Origin of the sequence: Mesorhizobium sp. B2-3-6, from assembly GCF_006442305.1 — a bacterium.
GTDB lineage: Bacteria > Pseudomonadota > Alphaproteobacteria > Rhizobiales > Rhizobiaceae > Mesorhizobium.
Genome location: NZ_VFVW01000005.1, coordinates 363,073 through 379,169, shown reverse-complemented (window position 1 = coordinate 379,169; position 16,097 = coordinate 363,073). Strand labels below are relative to the sequence as shown.

Annotated in this window: 14 protein-coding genes; 9 read left to right on the top strand and 5 right to left on the bottom strand. The window is 63.7% G+C overall.

Features of this window, described 5'->3' with window-relative positions; all coding sequences use genetic code 11:
* The first annotated feature begins 25 nt into the window (after window positions 1-25).
* The 3 genes from FJ953_RS17765 (at window position 26) to FJ953_RS17755 (ending at window position 3,075) form a co-directional block, all read left to right on the top strand.
* Complete coding sequence (locus FJ953_RS17765) at window positions 26-1,468, top strand: GMC family oxidoreductase (protein WP_140624895.1); 1,443 nt, start codon at window positions 26-28, stop codon at window positions 1,466-1,468.
* Window positions 1,469-1,482: 14 nt separating this feature from the next.
* Complete coding sequence (locus FJ953_RS17760; protein ID WP_140497175.1) at window positions 1,483-1,929, top strand: hypothetical protein; 447 nt, start codon at window positions 1,483-1,485, stop codon at window positions 1,927-1,929.
* A 66-nt stretch (window positions 1,930-1,995) separates the two neighbouring features.
* Complete coding sequence (locus tag FJ953_RS17755; RefSeq protein ID WP_140624894.1) at window positions 1,996-3,075, top strand: glycosyltransferase; 1,080 nt, start codon at window positions 1,996-1,998, stop codon at window positions 3,073-3,075.
* Window positions 3,076-3,287: 212 nt separating this feature from the next.
* On the opposite strand, the gene FJ953_RS17750 is transcribed toward FJ953_RS17755, so the two are convergent.
* Window positions 3,288-4,310 carry a phosphoribosyltransferase family protein gene (locus tag FJ953_RS17750; protein ID WP_140497171.1) on the bottom strand — a complete coding sequence of 341 codons (1,023 nt, stop codon included), beginning with the start codon at window positions 4,308-4,310 and terminating at the stop codon, window positions 3,288-3,290.
* A gap of 49 nt (window positions 4,311-4,359) precedes the next feature.
* Window positions 4,360-5,856 carry a lipopolysaccharide biosynthesis protein gene (locus FJ953_RS17745; RefSeq protein WP_140624893.1) on the bottom strand — a complete coding sequence of 499 codons (1,497 nt, stop codon included), beginning with the start codon at window positions 5,854-5,856 and terminating at the stop codon, window positions 4,360-4,362.
* Window positions 5,857-6,045: 189 nt separating this feature from the next.
* Here FJ953_RS17745 and FJ953_RS17740 point away from each other — a divergent pair, with 189 nt between their 5' ends.
* The 6 genes from FJ953_RS17740 (at window position 6,046) to FJ953_RS17715 (ending at window position 13,721) form a co-directional block, all read left to right on the top strand.
* On the top strand, window positions 6,046-7,218 hold the full coding sequence (locus tag FJ953_RS17740; protein ID WP_140624892.1) for a glycosyltransferase family 4 protein: 1,173 nt from the start codon (window positions 6,046-6,048) through the stop codon (window positions 7,216-7,218).
* Window positions 7,219-7,233: 15 nt separating this feature from the next.
* Complete coding sequence (locus FJ953_RS17735) at window positions 7,234-8,223, top strand: glycosyltransferase family 2 protein (RefSeq protein ID WP_140624891.1); 990 nt, start codon at window positions 7,234-7,236, stop codon at window positions 8,221-8,223.
* Window positions 8,223-9,173 (top strand): glycosyltransferase family 2 protein, encoded by a 951-nt coding sequence (locus tag FJ953_RS17730; RefSeq protein ID WP_140624890.1) that lies wholly within the window; start codon window positions 8,223-8,225, stop codon window positions 9,171-9,173. Before FJ953_RS17735 ends, FJ953_RS17730 begins: the two co-directional genes overlap by 1 nt.
* Window positions 9,163-10,131, top strand: a complete 969-nt coding sequence (locus FJ953_RS17725) for a glycosyltransferase family 2 protein (RefSeq protein ID WP_140624889.1) — start codon at window positions 9,163-9,165, stop codon at window positions 10,129-10,131. Before FJ953_RS17730 ends, FJ953_RS17725 begins: the two co-directional genes overlap by 11 nt.
* A gap of 74 nt (window positions 10,132-10,205) precedes the next feature.
* The gene (locus FJ953_RS17720; RefSeq protein WP_140624888.1) at window positions 10,206-11,102 is read left to right on the top strand and encodes a UTP--glucose-1-phosphate uridylyltransferase; all 897 of its coding nucleotides are present in this window, start codon (window positions 10,206-10,208) and stop codon (window positions 11,100-11,102) included.
* Window positions 11,103-11,339: 237 nt separating this feature from the next.
* Window positions 11,340-13,721, top strand: coding sequence for a polysaccharide biosynthesis tyrosine autokinase (locus tag FJ953_RS17715; protein ID WP_140497157.1), 2,382 nt, complete (start codon window positions 11,340-11,342; stop codon window positions 13,719-13,721).
* A 92-nt stretch (window positions 13,722-13,813) separates the two neighbouring features.
* Here FJ953_RS17715 and FJ953_RS30525 read toward each other — a convergent pair whose 3' ends face one another.
* The 3 genes from FJ953_RS30525 to FJ953_RS17700 all read right to left on the bottom strand — a co-directional run bounded on the left by FJ953_RS30525 (window position 13,814) and on the right by FJ953_RS17700 (window position 16,056).
* Complete coding sequence (locus FJ953_RS30525) at window positions 13,814-14,305, bottom strand: hypothetical protein (protein WP_181171602.1); 492 nt, start codon at window positions 14,303-14,305, stop codon at window positions 13,814-13,816.
* Window positions 14,306-14,526: 221 nt separating this feature from the next.
* Window positions 14,527-14,847: a putative quinol monooxygenase gene (locus FJ953_RS17705; RefSeq protein WP_140497155.1), complete on the bottom strand. Its 321-nt coding sequence runs from the start codon at window positions 14,845-14,847 to the stop codon at window positions 14,527-14,529.
* 129 nt (window positions 14,848-14,976) lie between these two features.
* On the bottom strand, window positions 14,977-16,056 hold the full coding sequence (locus FJ953_RS17700; protein ID WP_140512945.1) for an acyltransferase: 1,080 nt from the start codon (window positions 16,054-16,056) through the stop codon (window positions 14,977-14,979).
* Between the last annotated feature and the right edge of the window lie 41 nt (window positions 16,057-16,097).

Genomic DNA, 16,097 nt, shown 5'->3' with positions numbered 1-16,097 from the left:
AAGACCCGGAAAGGAGTTGCGGCTGATGGTGCTGGACGTAAAGCCGGAGCAGATCACCAAGGACCACTTCGACGTTGTCGCGATCGGTTCCGGTTTCGGTTCGGCCTTCTTCCTGCACGAATTCACGAAGCGGCGTAAGGCGCGCATCCTGCTCCTGGAATGGGGCCGGCACAACACGCATGAATGGCAGCTCAAGCAGAACGTCAACACCGACATCGAGGACGAGTCGACCTACAAGACCAATTCCGACAAGCCCTGGAACTACACGATCGGGCTGGGCGGCGGCACCAACTGCTGGTTCGCGCAGACGCCGAGGTTCCATCCCAACGACTTCAGGCTGAAAAGCACTTACGGCATCGGCAATGACTGGCCGATCAGCTATGACGACGTCGAGCCGTTCTATTGCGACGCCGAAGACATCATGTCGATCTCGGGCGATCCCGACATGGCGGCGATGCTGCCGCGCTCGAAGCCCTTTCCGCAGCCGCCGCACCGCATGTCGACGCCCGACCGGATGATGAAGGCGGCGCAGCCAGGCCAGCATTTCGTCATGCCCACCGCGCGCGCCCGCGTGCCGACCGCGCAGCGCACCTCGTGCTGCGCCAACCTCAGATGCTGGCTATGCCCGGTCGACGCCAAGTTCACCGCCAATAACGGCCTGATGCATGTCTTCGAGCATCCCGACGTGTCGGTCTGCCTCGGTTCGGAAGTGCGCCGGCTCGACCATGTCGGCGGGACGGTCCGCTCGGTCACCTTCGTCCACGCCGGCAAGGAATATCAGGTCAGCGGCGACCTCTTCGTTCTCGGCGCCAATGCCATCCAGAGCGCGGCGATCATGCTGCGCTCCGGCCTGGGAGGTGAATTCGTCGGCCGCGGCCTGCATGAATCCTATGGCTGGAATTTCGAGGTCTATCTCGACGGTGTCGACAATTTCGACGGCAGCACCATCACCACCGGCTTGAATTTCGGCCTCTATGACGGTCCGCACCGGTCCGAGCACGCCGCGGCGCTGGTCTATTTCGAGAACCGCTGGCAACACGGCATGCGCGCCGAGAAGGGACGGCTGCGCCAGGCTCTGCCGCTTGTCGTGGTGACCGAGAACCTGCTCGACCATGAGAATTTCGTCACGCTCGACGAGGACGACAACGCCTTCGTCAGCTTCAAGGCGCCGTCGGACTACGCGGTCAAGGGCATGGCGCGGGCGCTGGAGAAACTGCCCGGGCTGCTCGCCCCGCTACCGGTCGAACAGCTTTTCGATCGCGGCATCCGGCCAACCGAATCGCATGTCCAGGGTACGCTCCGGATGGGGACGGGCCCGGCCGATTCGGTGGTCGACAGCGGCATGATTCATCACCAGCTCAGGAACCTGGTCGTGGTCGGCACCAGCACATATCCGAGCTGTTCATGCGCCAATCCGAGCCTGACCGCGGCAGCGCTGTCCCTGCGGGCGGCGAGCCGGATGGCGTGAGAGGAGCAAACCAGATGATAGAGATCTCGCGACGCTCCGCACTGGCCGTCATGGCGGGCGGGGTGGTATCGACCGGCATTGCCTACGCGGCAGTGTCCTCGTTTTCGGATGAGGATCTGGTGCGCGTCACGCTCGAGAAATATTTCGGCAAGCTCAACATGCGCATCGAGCATTTGCAGCAGTTCGTCCTGGCGTTCCGCGACAGGAACCCATGGATATTCCCGAGCAAGAAACTCAGCGACGCCGTCACCTTGCTCGAGGAGACAAGGCTGGGCAAAGCCCGCGCTCTGCTGCCGGAGCAGAAGAAGCAGGACCTCCTGCATTTCGACCGCTGGCTGATCGCCGAATTCCACATGCTGACCGACTACGCCTGGCGCAGTTCGCCGGGCGATCCGATCCGGTTCACCGGATGGCAGCCATGCACCAATCCGTTCGCCAATCTCGAGCAACAGAGTGCCTGAGGCGGTGTCGGAGCAAGCTCTCGGGCCACATTGAACGAAACGCGAAAGAACCAGGAGCCAGGAACCATGAAAGTTCTTTTTGCAGGCGGCAACGGATACACGCCCGAATTCAGCGGCGGCGTCCAGTCGAGCACCCATCATCTGGCGGAACAGTTGATCGAGCACGGCCATGAGGCGGCCGTACTGGCCGCCCTGTTCGGCGACGGTGTCTTCGGCTTCAAGGCGCGCGCCAAGATGAAGCTGCTGCGTCAGCCGGCGGTCATCGACAGTTTTCCCGGTTATCCGGTGGTGCGGGCCTGGTTTCCCTGGAAGGCGGCCGATTTTGCCGTCCGCAGATTGAAGCCGGATGTGGCCGTCGTCCAATGCCACAAGTCGGTTCCGGTGGGCAAGGCGCTGCAGGCCGAAGGCGTGCCGCTGGTCGTCTATCTCAGGAACGTCGAGTTCCATGAGCTGGGCGGCGATCTGCGCGAGTTGCATTCGGCGCTCTACATCGCCAATTCGCAATTCACCGCGCGCGCCTACAAAAAGAAGTTCGGCATCGATGCGGCGGTGCTGCCGCCGACCATCAATGCCGCCCTCTACAGCACGCCGACCACGGGCCAGTTCGTCACCTTGATCAATCCGTACGAGGAGAAAGGCTTCGAGCTCGCCGTGCGCATCGCCGGCGCCTGCCCCGAGATTCCGTTCCTGTTCGTGGAGAGCTGGAAGCTTGCCGACGATCATCGCGCCCGCATCGAGAAAACCATCGCCCCGTTCTCCAACATCAGGCTGGAGAACCGCACCGGCGACATGAAGACCGTCTATGGCCGCACCAGGATCCTGCTGGCGCCCAGCAAATGGGAAGAGGCCTGGGGCCGTGTGGCCTCGGAAGCCCATTGCAGCGGCATTCCCGTCATCGGCTCGCGGCGCGGCGGGCTGCCCGAAGCGATCGGCCCGGGCGGCGTGGTGCTGGATTACGATGCGCCGCTCGCCGACTGGATCGCGGCTGTCAGGCTGCTGTGGAACGACCGCCAGGAATATGACCGGCTCTCGGCCACGGCGCGCAGCTTCTCCGAGCGTCCGGAGCTCGATCCGGACCGCCAGTTCCTCACCTTCTTTTCCATACTGGACAAGGCCACACAGCAGCGTTCGCGACAGGCGGCGTAGCCAGGGCTCAGGCTGGCACCGGACCTGGCAGCCCTGTAATAGGAATTTTTTCTTGACAGGGTGAAGGCAGCTATGGTAGATTTTTGGTCATGGTGCTGAGTTGCGCCGGAAACCCGCCGCACAGGCGGGTTTTTCGTTTGATGCTTCTCGACCGGCACGCCGGCGAAACACTCCGAAGGAACCCGTTAATCTGGATTCGCAGCCTTGGCGGATCAGGCCAGGCGCTTGACCCGGCTTTTCAGCGTCTCGTAGCCGCGGGCGCCAAGCAGCGCGCGGGCAAGGGCCTTGGCGGCGCCCTTGCGGCCTTCCTGTGATTTGGCCTGTCGCAACCTGGCCGGCAGGTTGCGCGCCGCCTGGCCGAGCGCCGGGAGCGACAGCGCGTTGGGAAAGCTGACCATGTGCGTTTCGACGCACAGCACCGGTTTGCCCGACAGCTCGGTGATCCTCAGCGCCTGCTCGTGCTCGCTCTCGATGAACAGGATGGCATCGGATTTGCGGTAGAATTCGGCCTTGAAACTGCCATGCGCGCCAAGCCGCTGACGCTCCGCCTTGCTCGGCAGGTCGAGCATGATCAGATGATCGTACTTGATCTCGTGCTTGGCCAGCCATGCCTCGGTCAGCGCGCGGTATTTCTCCAGCCGGCTGGTCACCAGCCAGCCGATCTTGCGGGTCGCAGTGTGGAGCGGCCGCGCTTCGCTAAGGAATTTCTCGTAGGCCGGACCATCGTCGTTTTCCGCCTCGGTCGGATCGAGGCACAGCACCCCGTCTATGTCGACGCAGCATTGCGCCAGGAATTTGTGGTGCATGAAGTTCCACTGGAACATGCGCGGATGCGGCACGACCTCGAAGACGACATCGGTCTCGGCATGCTGCGGCTCAAGCCCGAACACGGCGGCAAAGGTGTAGTCGGCCTCGATGCCGGCACCCTCTATGCGGGCGCGGGCGTCGCGCATGGCGTTGCCGCCGGAGACGCTGTCGTCGATCACCAGCACCTTGCGCATTTCCGCGACCTTGCGGTCGAGCACCGCACGGCGCTTGGTGATGCCCGATGTGTAGACGCGACCCTCGAGGAAGGAGTCCAGGTCGGTCATAGGTATGTTCGCCGCGAGACTGACCAGCGTCGCCGCCAGCACGCCGCTTCTGGGGACGCCGACCACCAGGTCGATGTCGCGCGGCAACCGGTGAAGGTTGCTGACGATCGCGTCGTTCATGTCTGAGATCGATCGGTAATGCATGGATCAGGCCTGATGCTCGGGTGAACGGTAAGGGTCGAAAGCGCCAAAATTATTGCGCCTCGCGCGGTGCTGCCGCCGGCGGCCTTGCCGGCAGCATTTTCAAGGCCTCGCGCAAGGCTTCACGGCCGGCTGCGAAGGCCAGCGCGATGACGATGGTGATGAGATAGGCAAGGATCGCGCCGCTGGCCAAGGCAATGATATGCTGCTGCGGCAGCAGCGGCTTGACCAACCAGACCACCGCCAGCGCCACATGCGCGCCGAGCACGAACGGCGTCGCCGCGCGAAGCACGTGGCTTGCCCGCAGCGGCCCGCTCCTGCCGACATAGAGCCACAGGAAAGGCGTGCGCAGATATTCGCTGACGGCATAGGCGATCGCCACGCCGAGCGCGCCATAAGGCAGGCCCAGCACGAAAGCGAGCACCGACGTCGCCGCCGTGATGATGCCCCAGCGCATGAAGTCGCCGGAACGGCCCTGGCTGACGAACAGCCATCCGGCCGGATTGTTGAGCGGCTGCAGCAGCCCGGCGAAGCCCAGCGCCAGGAAAATGCCGGCGCTCGCGCGCCATTGCTCACCGAGCACGAAGGGGATGAGTATGTCGGACATGGCGGTGGCGAAAGCGACGCCGGGAAGCGCCACCAGCAGGATCAGCGGCATGACGCGAAGATAGGCGCTGCGGTAGCGGTCGGGCTCGTCCTTCAGCCTGGAAAGAGCCGGCACCATCACCTTCGACAGCGGGTTCGTGATCTGGCTCAGCGGGAACAGGAGCAGCTTGTAGGCACGGTCATAGAGGCCGAGCTGCGCCTCGCCCCAGTATTTTCCGATCAGCACGTTGTCGAGATTACGGGCAAAGAAATTGGCGAAGTTGAAGCCGGTTATGCCGGCGCCGAAATTGATCAGCTCGCTGATCCCGGCGACCTTGCGCGGCAAGCTGGGCCGCCAGCGCGAACTGGCCCAGTAGCACAGCGTCGGCAGCACGGCTCCGGTCAAGGTGCCGGCGAAAAGTGCCCAGTAGGAGCGGTCGATGAAGGTCCAGGCGATCGACACGGCAAGACCAGCCACGGCGCCTGCGACATCGATGATGGCCAGGCGGCCGAACTGCATGCGGCGCGTCAGGAGCGCCAGATGCTGCGCACCGAGGCCGTAGGCCATGATCTGCAGGCCCAGCGCCGCCACCAGGCCAGCCACACGCGGTTCGCCGTAGAAGGCGGCGACCAGCGGTGCCGCGCCGGCAAGCACGCAGGCCAGGATGGCGCTGACGGCGACGTTGATCCAGAACAGGTAGTTCACCTCGTCGTGCCGTATGCCCGATTTCTGGATGGTCGCCTGGGTGAGGCCGAAATCCTGGAACAGCGCGATGAAGGCCAGCACCGGCGCGCACATCGCCACGACGCCGAAATCCTGCGGCAACAGGAGACGCGACAGCACGATGACGGAAATGATCTGCGTGGCGACCCGCACGGACTGCGACAAGGCCGTCACGACCGCGCCACGCCCGACCGATTTGCGCAGCGAGCCTTCTGGCGGATCGAATGGATTGGCTTCCAAATTCAGGATTCCTGATTCTTATGCAGGTTCCGACCAGGAACCCTGCAACCGCCGCCGCGGCCAAATTACGGCATTTATTTTGCAGTGCAACAAAAAACGTGGATTTTGCTACGCTGCACCAAAAATGTTGCGATGCAGCAAGACCTGTACTAGGTTCGCCGTGGGTGGGCCAACAGCGGTCGAGTTTTCATGCTGAATGTCTTGTACCTTGTGCATGACGTTTCCGACCCGGCAGTGCGCCGGCGGATTACAATGCTCAGGGCAGGTGGCGCCCAGGTCACGCTCGCAGGCTTCCGTCGCACGGCAAATCCCATTGCCGACGTCGAGGGATTGCGGCCGCTGGATCTCGGCGCGACGCGTGACAGGCGATTCGCCCAGCGCCTGACGGCAGTCGCCAAGGCGGCGGTTTCGATCGGCACCAGGCTCCGCGGCATGCCGAGGCCCGATCTCATCATCGCGCGCAACCTGGAAATGCTGGCGCTCGCCCGGCGCGCCAACACGACATTCGGCGCCGCGGTGCCGATCGTCTATGAATGCCTCGATATCCATCGCCTGATGCTTCGCAGCGATGCGGTCGGCAAGGCGCTGCGTGCCACGGAACGTTACCTTGCCAGGGACGTAAAGCTGCTGGTGACCAGCTCGCCCGCGTTCACCGCCAATTATTTCGAACCGTTCGGCCAGGTGACGGCGCCGGTCGAACTGGTCGAAAACAAATATTTCGAGGCAGCGGCGATCCTGCCGGCCGAGCATGAGATGGCCGAGGCGCCTGTCGCGCCACCCTGGCGCATCGGCTGGTTCGGGGCATTGCGCTGCCGCCGCTCGCTCGAACTCCTGGCCGATTTCTCGCGCCGCGCCGACGGCCGGTTCGAGATCGTGCTGCGCGGCCGCCCGGCGTTGACCGAATTCCCGGATTTCCACGCCTTCGTCGAGGCGGAGCCCTGGCTTTCGTTTCGCGGACCCTACCGCAACCCGGAGGACATGGCGGCGATCTACCGGGACGTGCATTTCTCCTGGGCGATCGATTTCTTCGAGGCGGGCCAGAATTCCGAATGGCTGCTGCCCAATCGCCTCTATGAAGGCTGCCGATTCGGCGCGGTGCCGATCTCGATGGCCAACACGGAAACCGGGCGGTTCCTCGGCCGGCAGGGCATCGGCATTCTGTTGCCCGAAGCCTCACCCGACGCACTCCAGGCCGCCATCGGCAAGATGGAGGAACGCCGCTTCAGCACGTTGAAGGAGCGCGTTCTGTCGCGCAACCCCAGGATATGGAGCTATGATCGCAGCGATTGCCGGGCGCTGGTCGAGAAGCTTCGCAGCCTGGCCGCCATACGCGAACCCTTCGCGGCCGAGGCCTTGGCCTAGGATGGAGATCGCCCGATGATGCAAGCGTTCCCCTCCAGCCTGATCGTGATCCCCTGCCTCAACGAGGCAGCCCATATCGGTGTGCTGCTCGACCAGCTCAGCCCCGCGGCGGCGAGGCTCGGTGCCAGGATCGTCGTTGCCGATGGCGGCAGCACCGATGGTACCCCGGCCATTGTCGGCGAACGCGCGAAAGAGGATCCCCGCATCGTCCTGCTCCACAATGAAAAGCGCATCCAGAGCGCGGCGATCAATCTTGCCGTCGCCAGATTCGGCGATGGTGCCGAATATCTGATCCGCATCGATGCCCATGGCGGCTATCCCGCCGACTATTGCGACCGACTGGTCGAGGAAGCGCTGGCAACGGGCGCCGATTCGGTCGTGGTCTCGATGCTGACCAGCGGCAGCGGCACCGTGCAGAAGGCGGCCGCGGCGGCACAGAATTCAAAGCTCGGCACCGGCGGTTCCAAGCACAGGCATCTGTCCGCCGGAGAATGGGTCGATCACGGCCATCACGCGCTGATGCGGATTTCTGCCTTCCGGGCCGTCGGCGGCTATGACGAGACGTTCAGCCATAATGAGGACGCCGAGCTCGACTACCGGCTGAGACAGGCCGGCTACAGGATCTGGATGAGCGGCAGGACGCAGATGGTCTACTATCCGCGCGCGTCGCTCAGCGGCCTCTATTTCCAGTATCTCGGCTACGGCCGCGGACGCGCCAAGAACGTCCTGAAGCACCGCGTCATCCCGAAGGTCCGGCAGATGGTGCCGCTGCTGGTGTTCCCGGTGGTGGTGCTCGCGGCCTTTTCCTTCGTGCACTGGCTGGCGGCGGTGCCGCTTTTGATCTGGGCATCCGTATGCCTCGGCTATGGCCTGTGGACGGCGGTAAGCCAGCGCAATGCCGACATCGCGCTTGCCGGCATCTCGGCGATGGTCATGCATTTCGGCTGGTCCGTCGGTTTCTGGCTGCAGCTTCTCGGCCTTGGCAAACAGCGCGGGGTCGCGTGATGGCGCTTCCAGGCAAGAACCGCAGCATCGATATCGGCGTGTGCACGTTCCGCCGGCCGGAACTGGCCGACACGCTGCGCTCGCTCGATGCCATGGACAGGCCGGCCGGTTTCGACGTCCGGGTCATCGTCGCCGATAATGACGACACGCCGAGCGCCACGGATCTGGTGGCGGCCCTGGCGCGGGAACTGACGCTGCCGATCAGCTATCACCACTGCCCGGCGCGCAACATCTCGCTCGCCCGCAATGCCTGTCTTGACGCCAGCACGTCGGATTTCGTCGCCTTCATCGATGACGACGAGACGGCTTCGCCGCGCTGGCTTGCCGAGCTCGTCGCAACAGCCCAGGCAAGTCGCGCCGCCGCCGTGCTGGGCCCGGTCAAGGCGCGCTATGGGGCCGATGCGCCGGACTGGATGCGGCGTGGCGACTTCCATTCGACCTTGCCGGTCTGGGTGCGCGGCGAGATCCGCACCGGCTACACCTGCAACGTGCTGCTCGACATGGGGTCGGACAGCCTGCGCGGACGCCGCTTCAGCCTGGCGCGTGGCCAGACCGGCGGCGAGGACACCGAGTTCTTCGACCAGATGCACAAGACAGGCGGCACGATCGCCTTTTCTCCGGAGGCTTGGGTGGACGAGGCCGTGCCGCGGACCAGGGCCGCGTTCGACTGGCTTGGCCGCCGCCGCTTCCGCGTCGGGCAGACGCATGGCCATCTCCTGGGGCGCAATGCGAGCGGCATTGGCCTGGTCAAACAGGTCGGCATTGCCTCGGCAAAGGCAGCCTATTGCTTCGCCGCGGCGTTTCCCTTCCTTGCCAGCCCCGTGCGGCGGAACCGCAGCGTGCTGCGCGGCATTATGCATGTCGGCGTCGTCAGCGGCCTTGTCGGCATCCGCGAGATTCGTCTCTACGGCCAGCCCTCGCCACAGGAAGGAGGCAAGCGTGCAGCCTGACGTCAGCTTCGTCCCGGACGTTTCCTTCGTCATTGCAGCCTACAACGCCGAGGCGACCCTCGACCGGGCGATCGCCAGCGCCATCGCGCAAAAGGGTGTCAGCGTCGAGGTCGTCGTCGTCGACGACAAGTCGCGCGACGCCACGCTCGACGTGGCAAGGGCCTATCCGCAGGACATCGTGCGCGTCGTGGCGCTCGCGCAGAACCGGGGCCCCGGCGGCGCCAGGAACGCCGGCCTCGAGGCTGCCCGCGGCCGCTGGGTCGCGGTCCTCGATTCCGACGACGCGGTCTATCCCGGCCGCATCGCCGCCATGATCGCGCGGGCCGGAAGGGCGGGCGCGCAAATCGCCGTCGACAACCTTCAGGTCGTCCGCGACGACGGCGTGATCGAGGATGCGATGTTCCCGACGCGCTATCTGGAGGAATTGGGCGAGATCTCGCTAGCCAGCTATATCGCCGGCAACGTCGTCTTCGAATCGAAGTTCAATCTCGGCTACCTCAAGCCGATCTTCGAGCGCCGCTTCCTGGAAGAAAACGGACTTCGCTACGACGAGGACCTGATCATCGGCGAGGATTACATTTTCCTGGCCAACGCCCTGGCCAAGGGCGGCAGGTGCGTGGTCGAGCCTGACATCGGCTATGTCTATCACATCCGCAGCGGCTCCATTTCGCGCGTGCTCGAGCCTCATCATGTCGAGGCGATGCGCAAGGCCGATGCAATTTTCGCTCAAAGCCATCAGATGGACGCGGCCGCGCAAGCGGCCTTCGCCCGGCGCAGCCGCAGCCTGCGCAAGGCAGCCTCGTTCCTGTCGATGGTCCAGCACATCAAGGCGCGGTCCCCGCTCAAGGCGATCCGGACGGCGCTCAGCGACCCGGCGGCGGTCAGGCATATGGGCATGCCGATCGCCGTGCGGTTGCGACGAGTAGCGGCACAATTTGCCGTAGGGGCGGGGAGGTGAAGATGCAGGCACATGGAGGGATTTTTCCTGGCCTGCGAATGGACTGAAGTCGATCTCCTCAGAAGGAACTTGCGATGAAGAAAATCAGGAAGGCCGTGATACCGGTGGCGGGGCTTGGAACGCGGTTCCTGCCGGCGACCAAGTCGATGCCGAAGGAAATGCTTCCCGTCGTCGACCGGCCCGTCGTGCAATACGCCGTCGATGAGGCCTTCGAGGCCGGCATCGAGCACATCGTGTTCGTGACCGGCCGCAACAAGGCGGTTATCGAGGATTATTTCGACCTGCATCCGGAATTGATCGGAACACTGGAGCAGAGCGGCAAGAAGGCGCAATTGCAGTCGCTGGAAAGCCTGCTGCCGGTGGCCGGCGCCACCAGCTTCATCCGCCAGCAATCCCCGCAAGGCCTTGGCCACGCCGTCTGGTGCGCGCGCGAGGTCATCGGCAACGAGCCCTTCGCCCTGCTTTTGCCTGACATGGTCTCGTTCGGCGGCCGCGGCTGCCTGGCCGAGGTCGCCGACCTCTATGCCGAGACCGGCGGCAACGTCATTGCGGTCGAGCGCTGTGACCCGACCGAGACCAACAAATACGGCATTGTCGGCCGCGGCGCCGACATTGGCGGCGGTTTCGAGGTGACGGCGATGGTCGAAAAGCCGGCGCCGGCCAATGCGCCGTCGAACTTCTACATCAACGGCCGCTATGTCCTGCAGCCCGAGATCTTCGCCCTGCTCGGCAACCAGCAGCGCGGCGCGGGCAATGAGATCCAGCTGACCGACGCCATGGTCCGCCTGGCGCAGGAGCAGTCCTTCTTTGCCCAGCCTTTCAAGGGCCGCATGTTCGACTGCGGCTCGAAGGAGGGCTTTATCCAGGCCAACATCGCCTTCGCCTTGGCGCGCGACGACATGAAGGGTCCGGTTTTCGAGATGCTCCAGGAGTTCGTCCGGTCGCATGAACGACAGGAAGAAGCCGCATAATGCCCATGTTTCGGGAGCATTGTCGGACGGCTGACGGTGCGATGCGCGCAACGCCCTGTGGCGTCCGGCATGGAACTTGCGTTGCTTTTTGGCAATGCTCCCGATCTTCGAAGTGCCTGGGAGCCAAGGCATGATCCCGGAAAGCGCAAGGCGGTTTTCGGAAAAGATCATGTTCAAACAGTGAGATAGAGCCCATCCCGATGATTGGGATGGACGGGCTCTGGAATTGGACCGAAGATGAACTATGCCAACTTTCCTCTCGACAAGAGGATGCCATTGCCGAATTCGGAAGCAGGAGACGGCGAAGACTTCATCGATGTCGAGCGGCTGCTTGGCATGGCAGCGCGGCAGGCCAAGGTGGTTGTCCTGGGCGCGGTCATTGGTCTTGTCCTGGGCCTGCTCTATCTGCAGACCACGCCGCCCAAATACCAATCGGTCTCGAGCGTGCTGATCGATGAGGGGCTGAACAAGATCGTCGACGACATTTCGGCGGCGTCGACGACCATGCAGACCGATTCGGCCATCCTGAGCCAGATCGAAATCCTGACCTCGACGAGGCTTGCCGCCGTGGTCGTCGACAAGCTGAAGCTCGACCGCAACGACGCATTCATGAACCCGCCCCAGTCGGCGCTCGCCCAGGGCATCGGCCTGATCCGCGGCCTGATCCAGTATGTTCGCCCCAGTCCTCCCATGCCGGGCGTCGGCGACGTCACCAAGCTCGACCCCGCCACCCGCGATGCGCTGATCGCGACCTCACGTCGCGACTACGCGATCCTCAAATTGCAGAACGAGGTGCAGGCGGAGCGCGTCGGGCGAAGCTATGTCATCGCGCTCGGCTACCAGGCGACGGACCCGGCACTGGCGACCGCGATCACCAAGGCCTATGCCGATGCCTATCTCGCCGACCAGCTCGACGCCTCCTTCGATGCCACCGAGCGCGCAGCGGTCTGGCTGCAGGGCCGGCTGACGGAACTGCGCGAAAGCTCGCAGGCGGCATCGCTCGCGGTCGAGAAATTCAGGGCCGAGCACGGCCTGTCCGCCAACAGCGACGGCCAGCTGATGAGCGCCAAGCAGCTTGCCGACCTCAACGCCCAGCTTATCGTGGCGCAGGCCGATACGGCCCGGGCCAGCGCCCGCTACCAGCAATACAAGTCCATCGTTGAAAGCGGTTCGGAGAACGCCTTCAAGGATGCCGCCATATCGAGCGACCAGCCGAGCAGCTCGGTCATCGCGGCGCTCAAGACGCGCTATCTCGCCGTCGCCAAGCGGCAGCAGGATGTCGAGGCCAATTTTGGGCCGCAGCATCCGCAGGCGGTGGCGCTCGCCAAGGAGAAGGCCGACATATCGGCGCAGATATTCGGCGAGCTGAAGCAGCTGACCGAAAGCTATCGCAACGAATATGAAGTGGCGCTGGCGCGCGAGACCGCGCTCAGGGCCAATGTCGCCGCGGCGCAAGGCAAGAGCGCCATCGACAACCAGTCGCAGGTCAAGCTGCGTGAACTCGACCAGAAGGCGACGGCGCTCTCCACGCTCTACCAGACATTCCTCGGCCGCTACGAGGAAGCCGCCCAGCAGCAATCCTTCCCGGTCGGCAAGATCCGCATCATCTCGGATGCATCGACGCCGCTCAGCGCCTCCAGCCCGCGCACGGTGGTTGTGCTGGCGCTCTCGCTTGTGCTGGGCACGTTGATGGGTGCCGGGCTCGGCGGCCTGAACGAATTCAACGAGCGTTTCTTCAGGACCGGCGAGGATGTCCGCGACCGCGTCGGCCTCAAATTCCTCGGTTATCTGCCTGTCATCGGCGGCAAGACCGCCAGGGAGGAAAAGCCGGCCGACCCGGATCTCAAAACCGCCAAATCGCCGGCCGCGGCCGAAAAGCGCGCGCGCATGCGCGTCAGCGTCGATGCTCCGGCGTCGATGTTCTCCGAGACGCTGCGCAGCGCAAAGATCGCCTTCGACGTCGTCATGGAAGGGCAGGGCAGCCGCGTCATCGGCGTCATCTCGGTCCTTCCCGGCGAAGGCAAGTCGACGGTCGCGGCCAATCTGGCCGGACTGCTCGCCGCCAACGGCGCCAGGACGCTGCTGATCGACGGCGACCTGCGCAATCCGGGCTTGAGCCGCAGCCTCGGCATGGAGGCCGAGCAGGGACTGATGGAAGCGGTGGTGAGCGGCCAGACCTGGCAGTCGGTCGGCAAGATCGACCGGCAGACGAAGCTGGCGATCATTCCGGCCGTGCTGCGCGGCAATTTCTCGCATACCAGCGAGCTTCTCTCCTCGGCCGGCATGCGGCGCTTCATCGACAACGCCAAGGAGACCTTCGAATACATCGTCGTCGATCTGCCGCCGCTGGGGCCTGTGGTCGACGCCAAGGCCTTCGCGCCGCTTGTCGACGGCTTCGTGCTGGTCACCGAATGGGGCCGCACGCCGCGCGCGATGGTGAGGTCGATGCTCGAATCCGAACCCTATGTCGCCAACAAGATCGTCGGCGCGGTGCTGAACAAGGTCGATCTCAAGAAGCTCGCCAAATACGGCTCGTTCGGAGCGTCCGAAAAATTCTTCGGCCAGTACTCGAGCTATTATCTCGACAAGACCGAAGTGCGCAGCAAGACAACGGTCTGAGTTCAACCGTGGCGATTTCCGTGCCTGAGTGACGAGGCAGGTCATCGCCTATGTGGCCACGGCGGGCTACAGTGGGAGTCTAAACCCGGGCATCATCCGGCAGGCAATGTCAGCTTACGCGGCCAATAGCGGCTGGCCACCAAAAGACTGAGATGGACGACAACTATTCCGAGGATGCCTGCCAAAGCCTTCAGCGAGCCGTCCGAAAGGCGCGCATGCCGTCCGGGTTCGAGGAGCTGCATCAGCTCCAGCACAGTGGCTACGACGACAACTATAGTGACAGTTCCAGCCAAGCGGTTTGGAAAGCCGAGCCCCATCGCCACGCCGAACAGAACGTAGGCGAGGGCGCGTTCGAAATCTGGGTCACCCAGGTGGGGCCGCATCTGGATTGGCGACAGCGTCGCGAAGACAATGACGGCGAGCAAAGCAAGGGCGGCAATGCGAGAGATGAGGGTCATTGCCGTTCGTAAAGCGAACAAGCCGGCGAAACAAGTACGGGCATCTTCAAGGGTCGAATTTATAACGAGGTAGCTTCCGTACTGCTTGGCGGATTCAAGCAGCCGCGCCCGATCCAAAGACGCCATGCTAGCCCGTGACGCCCGGTTTCTTTGGCTGATTGGCGATGTCTATGAAATGACATCCGGAGCAATATCGGATTGTGCGGAATCGACGCGCTTTGAGGTTGGCGACATGGATTGGAAGCAGGTCGGCCCCAGAGCAGATCAGTCTATTTCGCTTGCCAGCGATTTCGACGGCAGGTCGGTCGTCCGCTCTGGATGGACGGCGGTGTCGATCCAAGCCCTGGTCAGTTTGAGTTCTGACCGGGTTTCGCAGACAGCGCGATCGGGTCGGTTTCGATAAGCCGAAGCGACCGCACCATGTTCGCCGTTTGCGTCTTGTACTTGAGAAAATGCGGTGTGGTCAGATGGGCTTCGTACGCCGTCTGATCGGCGTAGCATTCGATCACGCGCACCTTTTCAGGCGCACCTTTTTCCGACACGGCATGAAGGAAAAGCACGCCCGGCTCGATTCGCACGGAGGCCTCGATCTCTTCGGCAATCAGGGCCTTGTAGCTGTCGATCTGGTCAGGATCGATTTCCAGTTCGGCTATCCTGACGATCCGCATCGATTGGTCCCTAACTTTGTACAGGGCCGCGACTCACTATCCAGGCCTCGGAACCCTGCGGCTGGACAGTGCGCTCCTGCGAGGAAGGCACCGAGGTGCCCGTTGGTCAATTGGTCAACAAGATCGCGACTACGCGGCCCTGAGCCGGTAGCGGAACACCGTGTGGTCGAGCAGCAGCCGGATGCGCGGTTCGGCTTCGGTCGCCACCAGCCAGCTTGCCGCGATCATGGTCGCGCCGACCATTGCCATCGACAGGAGATAGGGAAATCCCGCGCCGACCATCGCGCCGAGCATCGCCGCGCCGATGACGTCGTGGATCAGATAGAGCGGGTAGGTCATCAAGCCGATCCGGCGCCAGCCGCTCCAGCTGAGGTCGAGCCGCAGCGACCACGCCATTAGGGCGATGGCGACCAGGAAGACAAGGATCGGCGGCGCATAGGGCATCGCGGCACCGACCTTGATGCTGTGGACGTCGACCGAGCTGGCGATTTGCAGCACGCCCCCGCCCAGGAACAGCAGGCAGAAGGCCAGGCGCGAGGCCGTCACCGCCTTGAACCGCATCAGCCAGATGAGCACGCCGACGGCGAAAAAAGAGCCATGGTGCACCAGGACGAGCTGCAGCCAGCGTGTCTCGGCGAGGTCGGACCAGCCGAGCGGATAATAGAGGCACCAGAACAGCGTGCTGACGAGGCCGATCGCGATTGCCACCGTCTCCATCAGGTGGAAGCGGCCAAGCCGCAACAGGATCCAGACGACAGCGTAGAAGGCGATCTCGATGCCGAGCGTCCAGTAGACGCTGTCCACCCAAGGGCCGTAGGGCGCGAAAAGGCCGGTGCGAACGAGCCTGATCACGGCATCGGTTGGCCAGCTCAGACCGGTGAGCAGCAGCACCGCCGCGGTCACCGGCGCGCAGATCCAGACCGCCGGCGCCAGCCTTTTCACCCTTGCCTCGAAAAACCGCAGCGGCGTCGAATTCTCGGCGCTGAAGGCGATGACGAAACCGCTGATGACGAAGAATATCTGCACGCCGACCCAGCCGGAGCCGACCAAGGCCATTTCGGGATGGGGCGGGATGCCGCCGGTCGCGCGCGCCGAAACCCCGTCAGGGAATGCCCATACCCAGAAGCCATAGTGATAGAACATCACCATGACGGCGGCCAGGAAACGCAATATGTCGACGCCGCCGAATGTCGCCTTGTGCTGAGCCATGCCGTGCCTTTGGAATGGCCCCCCAAGCCAAACCCTAGAGT

Excerpts from the sequence above, each read along its gene's own strand:
- FJ953_RS30525 (WP_181171602.1), bottom strand. The coding sequence starts at position 14,305 with ATGGCGTCTTTGGATCGGGCGCGGCTGCTTGAATCCGCCAAGCAGTAC.
- FJ953_RS17700 (WP_140512945.1), bottom strand. The coding sequence starts at position 16,056 with ATGGCTCAGCACAAGGCGACATTCGGCGGCGTCGACATATTGCGTTTC.
- FJ953_RS17765 (WP_140624895.1), top strand. The coding sequence starts at position 26 with ATGGTGCTGGACGTAAAGCCGGAGCAGATCACCAAGGACCACTTCGAC.
- FJ953_RS17715 (WP_140497157.1), top strand. The coding sequence starts at position 11,340 with ATGAACTATGCCAACTTTCCTCTCGACAAGAGGATGCCATTGCCGAAT.
- FJ953_RS17740 (WP_140624892.1), top strand. The coding sequence starts at position 6,046 with ATGCTGAATGTCTTGTACCTTGTGCATGACGTTTCCGACCCGGCAGTG.
- FJ953_RS17760 (WP_140497175.1), top strand. The coding sequence starts at position 1,483 with ATGATAGAGATCTCGCGACGCTCCGCACTGGCCGTCATGGCGGGCGGG.
- FJ953_RS17755 (WP_140624894.1), top strand. The coding sequence starts at position 1,996 with ATGAAAGTTCTTTTTGCAGGCGGCAACGGATACACGCCCGAATTCAGC.
- FJ953_RS17730 (WP_140624890.1), top strand. The coding sequence starts at position 8,223 with ATGGCGCTTCCAGGCAAGAACCGCAGCATCGATATCGGCGTGTGCACG.
- FJ953_RS17705 (WP_140497155.1), bottom strand. The coding sequence starts at position 14,847 with ATGCGGATCGTCAGGATAGCCGAACTGGAAATCGATCCTGACCAGATC.
- FJ953_RS17720 (WP_140624888.1), top strand. The coding sequence starts at position 10,206 with ATGAAGAAAATCAGGAAGGCCGTGATACCGGTGGCGGGGCTTGGAACG.
- FJ953_RS17735 (WP_140624891.1), top strand. The coding sequence starts at position 7,234 with ATGATGCAAGCGTTCCCCTCCAGCCTGATCGTGATCCCCTGCCTCAAC.
- FJ953_RS17750 (WP_140497171.1), bottom strand. The coding sequence starts at position 4,310 with ATGCATTACCGATCGATCTCAGACATGAACGACGCGATCGTCAGCAAC.